This window comes from Kitasatospora sp. NPDC091257, assembly GCF_044757675.1.
GTDB classification, from domain to species: domain Bacteria; phylum Actinomycetota; class Actinomycetes; order Streptomycetales; family Streptomycetaceae; genus Kitasatospora; species Kitasatospora lactacystinica.
In genome coordinates this window covers 1-5,657 of sequence record NZ_JBIVVI010000569.1, presented here as the reverse complement: position 1 = coordinate 5,657, position 5,657 = coordinate 1, and the positions used below count along the sequence as shown (strand labels likewise).

Here is a 5,657-nt window from a genome sequence, read left to right as displayed (position 1 = left end):
GCCGGGCGGGCCCCACCCGCTCCGCCCCGCCGGACCCTCCGGCGCCCCGCGGATCAGGCCAGGGCCTTCTCCAGCGCGGCGAGGTAGCTGCGCATCATGTGGTCGCGGATGCCCTCGCCGTCCGGCGAGAACGCCGCCGCGCCCAGGCCCTTGGCCCGGTCGGTCAGCCCGGGGACCAGCCCGACCTTCTCCGTGACGCGGCCCGCGGAGTCGATGTGGCGCAGCGCCTGGACATGGGTGAAGGCGGGCTCCGGCGGCAGCTCGGGGACGATGTCGTTGCCGTGCACGAAACGGTAGGTGCGCCCCCGCAGGCCCTTGTCGTACGCGGCGGCGAGCAGCCGGTCGCAGGTCCGGGGCTGGCCGAAGGTGCAGACGCCGTCGGCCGCCAGGCTCGGGTCCTCCAGGTCGAGCCGGGCGGCGACGAGCATGGCGAGGGCGCCGCCGAGGCTGTGCCCGGTGAACCAGACCGTCTGATGGTCGGTCCGCAGATCGGAGACGGCCTTGGCGACGTCCGGGTAGATCGATTCGAGGGCCTCGGCGAAGCCGTAGTGGACGTAGCCCGTCCGGGCGGGGCCGGGCCAGGGCGGGGTGGTGGCGTCGGTGAGCCAGTCACGGATCTGCGCGGGTTCGGTACCGCGGAACGCGGTGACGATCATGTCGTCGCCGGCCATGGTGTAGGCCTGGGTGTCCTGGAGCGGGAACGGCGGGGTGAAGCGCGTCTGGTGGTGACGCACGGCGTCGAAGCCCCAGGCGTGGGCCTGCTCCTCGATCACGGCCTCGTCCTTGTAGGCGAGCTCGGCGGCCTTCGCCAGCCAGTAGGCGTGCGGGAGGCTGTAGCCGGTGGCCTGCTGGTCGAAGTCGGTGGGTACGGCCATGGGGGCACTCCTGTCGGGTCGTCGGACGGAACAGCGGATCGGCCCCCAGGCCCCGACCGGCATCCGCCGCCGGGTGCGCATCGCAGCGACCTGGTGACCAGGAGTGACGCTACCCCGCACGCAGTTCGTGAGCGACCGTGCCACGCCCTCGCCCCCAACCGCCGGGCGACCGCGGCACGACAGCCACCCCGGCCAAGCCCACCCCGCCCCGCCAAGCACCGGCACAGGGAGCCCGTGCTCCCGCGCCCGGATCACCCGCCGATGCGGCAGCCACCGCAGCGGCCACCGCCGCCGATTCCCCGCCGCCCACCGCAGTCGCCGTCAGTCCGCTTCCACCGACCGCGCGATCCGCTCCCGCGCCGCGACCGCCCGCGTGTCCTCGTACCCGTCCAGCAGCGCGAGCGCCTGCGTCCGGTGGCGCCGCGCCGCTTCCCCGTCGTCGGCGAGCACGGTCGCCGCCAGAGCGTCGAGGGCCAGTGCCTCGTGCCAGGGGTCGCCGAGTTCGTGGTGGGTGGTGGCGGCCCGGCGGAGGAAGGCGGCGGCCTCGGTGTGACGGTCGAGGTGACGGTAGGTCTCGCCCGTGCCCTGCCAGGCGAGGGCTTCGCGGCTGCGGTCACCGAGGCGCCGGTGGAGGACGGCGGCGCGTTGGTAGGAGTCGAGGGCGTCGGCGGGTTGGCCGTCGGCCCGTTGGGCGTCGCCGAGGGCGAGGAGCCAGAAGCCTTCCAGGCGGTGGTCACGGAGGTTCAGGGCGATGTCCAGTGCCGCGTGTGCCGAGGCGAGTGCACCGGCCGGGTCGCCGTCCTCGCGTTGGATGTCGCTCAGCAGGCGCAGGGCGTTTCCCTCGCCGCGCTGGTTCTTCAGTGCGCGGTGGGCGGTCAGTGCCTGGCCGACGGCGGCCGCGGCCTCGGGGAGGCGTCCGGCGCGACAGTGGGTGCTGGCGAGGTTGGAGAGTGCGGTGGCCTCCCAGTGGGCCTCGCCCAACTGCCGGAAGGCGGCGAGCGCCTGCTCGAAGTGCCGGGCGGCATCGTCCAGTTGCCGACTGTGCAGGTGGACCAGTCCCAGCAGGTTGAGCGAGTGTGCCTCGTTGAGCCGGTCGCCGAGTTCACGCCAGAGCGCCAGGGCACTGCGGTGGCACTCCAGGCTGTCGCCGAGGGAGTTGACCCGGGTGTACGCCATGCCGAGGTCGGTGAGCAGCAGGGCGCGGGCCGTGTCGTCGGAGAGGCGTTCGGCGGCTGCCAGCCCGAGCCGGCCCGCCACCGGCCAGTCCGCGCCAGGGGCCGAGGGGGCCTGGGCGTTCCAGAGGACCGCGGCCAGCTGCCAGGTCCGCCGGTCCTCGCCTGCCGCGGACGCGGTGTGGACGGCCTGGAGGAGGTTGGCGCGTTCGCGTTCGGCCCAGTCCACGGCGGCGTTGTAGTCGGCGAAGACCGTCGGCCGGACTCCGTCGGCCGCCTGGTCGAGCGGCAGCCGGGCTTCGGCCGGCCGCAGCCACTGCTGGGCGGCGTCGGCGGTGTGCAGGTACCAGTCGAGTACCCGCCGCAGTGCGGCCCGGCGCTGTGCGGGAGCTTCCTCCTGCTGGGCCTGGTCGGTGGCGTAGGCGCGAAGGAGGTCGTGGAACTGGTAGCGGTCGGGTGCGCCCTGTTCGACGAGGTGGGCGCCGACGAGGGAGTCGAGGAGCTGTCGGGTGCGGTTGGGGGTGAGGTGGGCGAGGGCGGCCGCGGCGTGGAGCCCGAAGTCGGGGCCGGGATGGAGCCCGAGGAGCCGGAACAGGCGGGCGACCTGGTCGGGCAGGGCGCGGTAGGACCAGGCGAAGACCGTACGGACGGCGTCGACGTCCTCGTCGTCGCCCACGCTGAGGGCCTCCCAGAGCGCGGATTCGTCGCGGAGGTCGTCGATCAGGTCGTCCAGACCCATGTGGGGCAGGCTGGCCGCGCGTTCGGCCGCGATCCGCAGGGCCAGCGGCAGTTGGGCGCAGAGGCGGGCCAGTTCGGCGAGCTTCGCGGGGTCGTCCTCGGGCCGGTGCCCGGCGGTGACGGCACGCAGCAGGGCGACGGCCTCCGTCTCGGGCAGCGTCCCCAGGGTGAGCCGACGGGCACCGTCGCGTACGGCGAGGCCGGACAGACGGCTGCGGCTGGTGACCAGCACGAGGCTTCCGGCACTGCCGGGCAGGAGCGGCCGGACCTGGTGCGCGCTGGCCGCGTTGTCGAGGACGACCAGGAGACGGCGCTCGGCGAGGAGCGAGCGGTAGAGGGCGGCGGCCGCGTCGGGGTCGGGCGGAACGGACTGGGCAGCGACGCCGAGGGAGGTCAGGAAACGGTGGAGCGCCTCCTGGGCGGTGACGGGCCGGCCCGGATCGTAGCCGCGGAGGTTGACGTACAACTGGCCGTCGGGAAAGCGATGGCGGGCCTGGTGGGCCCAGTGCAGAGCGAGTGCAGTCTTCCCGGCACCGGCGGTTCCGGCGATGACGACGACCGCGGCGGACGCGGCGGACGCGGCGGCCGTGGTGCCGGCGGAAGCGGCGGCATCGGGCGGGTTCCCGTCCTCGCCGGTCAGGGCGGCGTCCAGCTGGTGAAGCTCGTCCGTACGGTTCACGAAACCGCGTACGTCCGCAGGCAGTTGGCGGGGAGTCGGGGCGACACTCGACCGGTCGGGCCGGCCGTGGAAGTGGATGCCTCCGCTGACGTCCCTGGCCTGGACGACGTCCTGGGCCGAGGACCCGGACACGGTGGAACGCGTGCTTCCCGGACCGTCGATGCTCCCGCCGTGCTGCTCTGCCACTGCACTCCGTTCCTATGCGGGTGGGAGGAGGTGTGCCACCTCGCGATCGAAGTACACCAGAACGTCTTCGCCCGCCCGATGGAGATCCGCGATGTAGCTCTCCCACCGGCGGACGAGAGCGGGGTCGGTGTATCTGATCGCCCCGACGGGAATTCCCGTTTCCGAATACCGGACCTGATAGAGCGTACGACCACCGAGAATGACGATTTCCGGCAGCTGCCCGGATTCCTCGGAAGCGGCCAGCGTCATGGCGTCGACGATATGGATTCGCTCACCGCATTCGGCCCTGATCCGCAACGAGTGCAGCTCCCACCGCAGGTACGGCGTCAGCGGCAGCTCGACCACCCGCACCCGGTGAAAGTAGGACTGACGCTCCTCGTCCTCCCGGCCGATCTCGCGCAGCGTCTCGCGTCGGCCTTCCAGGAGGTGCAGCGCCTCGCCCCAGTCGCCTCGACGGGCGGCCTCCCAACTCGGGCTGCCCTGCTCCTCGAAGTGCTGGCGCCGCTCCAGCTTCCAGGAGTCCCGGCCTCGCACCAGCCCGTCCCGCTCGCGGAAGTCGCGCTTGTAGTCGTCCCGGGCGAGAACCTCTCCCCACTCGACCCTCAGCTCGGGAGCCCGCCGATCAGGCATCCGCGATGTCCGCTTTTGCCGTGCTGAGCATGACGCCCGGAATGACGACGAGCCGCTCACCCGGCCCCAGGGCAACGTCCTCGGGAAGTCGGTCACGGTAGTTGTCGGTGAGGTCCCGGCCGATCACGGCGATGTCACCGTTCGAGAGCTGCCAGATGTCCGGGCATTCGTCCCGGTCCTCGGACGTCCCAAGCTCCTTCGCCGACTTTCCCAGGCGCTTCGCCAGAAAAGCGGAAGGATCGGCTTCCCATCCACGAGCCATGCCCGCCCCCTATCGATATTGCTTTCGGCGCAGAACCGCGGGTTTGGTCATCCTACACCTGACGGTGGGCCAGGGGAATATTTAGTACATTCGCTATGTACTTCTAAATGATCACCATCGCAGCACATCGGCACCATTTTGCGGCGGTATTCATCCCCCGGGGCGGGAGAAGCGGTCCGCCGCGCATATGCCACTGGCGCATGGACGGCTGCACATGCTCCTTGAGGAGTCAACAGTTCGTTGCAGCACTGAAGTTCACACACCGACACGCCCAGCCGTGCAAGAGATGCCAACCCACCCCATCAGGCCAGGTCGCGGGAGGAGGCCTCCCACACCCACAGGGGCCGGCTGGCTCCCGGGGTGACGTCGGTCTCGGGGATGCCGCGTTCCCCGCAGCCGCGAGGACCAGCCGGTCGCTGTCCGTGGCCTCAGGGCGTGCGTGTTCCGTTGAGGTAGGCGAGGACGGCGAGGACGCGGCGGTTGTCGTCGTCGGAGGCGCCGAGGTCGAGCTTCGCGAAGATGTTGGAGGTGTGCTTGCTGACCGCGCCCTCGCTGAAGTGCAGCCGTTGGGCGATGGCGGCGTTGGAGCGGCCCTCGGCCATCATCGCGAGGACGTCGCGTTCGCGTGGGGTGAGGAGGGCGAGGGGCTGGTCGTAGGCGTTGCGGGCGAGGAGGCGGGAGATGACCTGGGGGTCCATGACGGTGCCGCCGGCGGCGACGGTGTGCACGGCGTCGACGAACTGGTCGGCCTTGGAGACCCGGTCCTTGAGGAGGTAGCCGACGCCGCCGGTGCCGTCGGCGATCAGTTCCCGGGCGTAGAGCTGTTCGACGTGCTGGGAGAGGACGAGGACCGGCAGGCCGGGCCGTTCGCGGCGGGCGGCGAGCGCGACCTGGAGGCCCTCGTCGGTGTAGGTGGGGGGCAGGCGGACGTCGACCACCGCGATGTCGGGGCGGTGGTCGGCGATCGCGGCGGCCAGTTCGGGTCCGCTCTCCACCGCGGCGACGATCTCGTGCCCGTGGGCACCGAGCAGCAGGGAGAGGCCGTCCCTCAGCAGGACGAGGTCCTCGGCGAGGACAACACGCACGGTAGCTCCATGATCAGCCTGGTCGGACCC

At 71.8% G+C, this 5,657-nt stretch carries 5 protein-coding genes; all 5 read right to left on the bottom strand.

Annotation, left to right across the window (positions count from 1 at the left end; genetic code table 11):
- Window positions 1–53: 53 nt before the first annotated feature.
- The 5 genes from ACIQOV_RS24515 to ACIQOV_RS24495 all read right to left on the bottom strand — a co-directional run bounded on the left by ACIQOV_RS24515 (window position 54) and on the right by ACIQOV_RS24495 (window position 5,627).
- On the bottom strand, window positions 54–875 hold the full coding sequence (locus tag ACIQOV_RS24515) for a lipase family protein (RefSeq protein WP_401051778.1): 822 nt from the start codon (window positions 873–875) through the stop codon (window positions 54–56).
- A 321-nt stretch (window positions 876–1,196) separates the two neighbouring features.
- Window positions 1,197–3,596, bottom strand: coding sequence for an ATP-binding protein (locus ACIQOV_RS24510; RefSeq protein WP_401051776.1), 2,400 nt, complete (start codon window positions 3,594–3,596; stop codon window positions 1,197–1,199).
- Between the two features lie 66 nt (window positions 3,597–3,662).
- Window positions 3,663–4,280 (bottom strand): DUF6879 family protein, encoded by a 618-nt coding sequence (locus ACIQOV_RS24505; RefSeq protein ID WP_401051774.1) that lies wholly within the window; start codon window positions 4,278–4,280, stop codon window positions 3,663–3,665.
- The gene (locus tag ACIQOV_RS24500) at window positions 4,273–4,542 is read right to left on the bottom strand and encodes a hypothetical protein (protein ID WP_359898299.1); all 270 of its coding nucleotides are present in this window, start codon (window positions 4,540–4,542) and stop codon (window positions 4,273–4,275) included. The genes ACIQOV_RS24505 and ACIQOV_RS24500 overlap by 8 nt, the downstream gene beginning before the upstream one ends.
- Window positions 4,543–4,970: 428 nt before the next feature.
- The gene (locus ACIQOV_RS24495; protein ID WP_359898300.1) at window positions 4,971–5,627 is read right to left on the bottom strand and encodes a response regulator transcription factor; all 657 of its coding nucleotides are present in this window, start codon (window positions 5,625–5,627) and stop codon (window positions 4,971–4,973) included.
- Between the last annotated feature and the right edge of the window lie 30 nt (window positions 5,628–5,657).